General features: G+C 65.9%; 1 protein-coding gene and 1 pseudogene. Both read left to right on the top strand.

Features of this window, described 5'->3' with window-relative positions; genetic code table 11:
• Nucleotides 1–208 (top strand): annotated as a pseudogene (locus NKI08_RS34530) (branched-chain amino acid ABC transporter permease); the annotation flags it as partial.
• Between the two features lie 3 nt (nucleotides 209–211).
• Nucleotides 212–820, top strand: a 609-nt coding sequence (locus tag NKI08_RS34525) for a branched-chain amino acid ABC transporter permease (RefSeq protein WP_352775981.1), incomplete at its 3' end; no start/stop codon positions are given.

Raw genomic sequence — 820 nt, 5'->3', positions numbered from 1 at the left:
GGTGCTGGTGCTTGGCGGCTTCGATTCTATCCTCGGCGCCATCGTCGGCGGCCTCATCATCGGCGCCAGCGAGAAGCTCGCCGAGGTCTACCTCGGACCCTTTGTCGGTGGCGGCATCGAAGGCTGGTTCGCCTATGCGCTGGCGCTGGTCGTCCTGCTGGTGCGCCCCTCCGGCCTGTTTGGCCAGAAGACTGTCGAAAGGGTCTGACCGATGGCCGTGCAAGCGCTCGATGCCGCAAGGCTTCCCATCGACTGGCAGAGGTTAGCTCTGCCCGTCGCCCTGATTGCCGTGGCCTACGGCCTGATCCCCGCCTATGCGTCGAGCTATCTCGTCGAGGCGATCCTGCTGCCGTTCCTTGCGCTCAGCCTGGCGGCGGTCGGCCTCAACCTTTTGACCGGCTATTGCGGCCAGCTTTCGCTGGGCTCCTCCGCCTTCATGGCGGTCGGCGCTTTCGCCGCCTACAATTTCAACCTTCGGGTCGAAGGACTGCCGCTGGCTGCGACCATGATCCTGGCCGGGATTTCAGCCGCCGGCATCGGCGTCGTGTTCGGATTGCCGAGCCTGCGCCTGCGCGGCTTCTATCTCGCCGTCTCGACGCTCGCCGCCCAGTTCTTCGTGCAGTGGGCGCTGACCAAGTTCGGGTGGTTCTCCAACGACAACCCTTCCGGGGTGATCTCGGCGCCGCACCTTGCCGTTGCGGGCTTCTCGCTCGACAAGGCGACGGGCCGCTACCTGCTCTCGGTGACCACGGTCATCGTGCTCACGGCGCTCGTCTGGCGCCTGGTCAACAGCGCGACCGGCCGCAATTTCATCGCCGTG

It is taken from the genome of Mesorhizobium sp. M0768 (genome assembly GCF_040320195.1).
GTDB lineage: Bacteria > Pseudomonadota > Alphaproteobacteria > Rhizobiales > Rhizobiaceae > Mesorhizobium.
The sequence above is the reverse complement of the archived record's forward strand: the minus strand, read 5'-3'. Positions and strand labels throughout refer to the sequence as shown.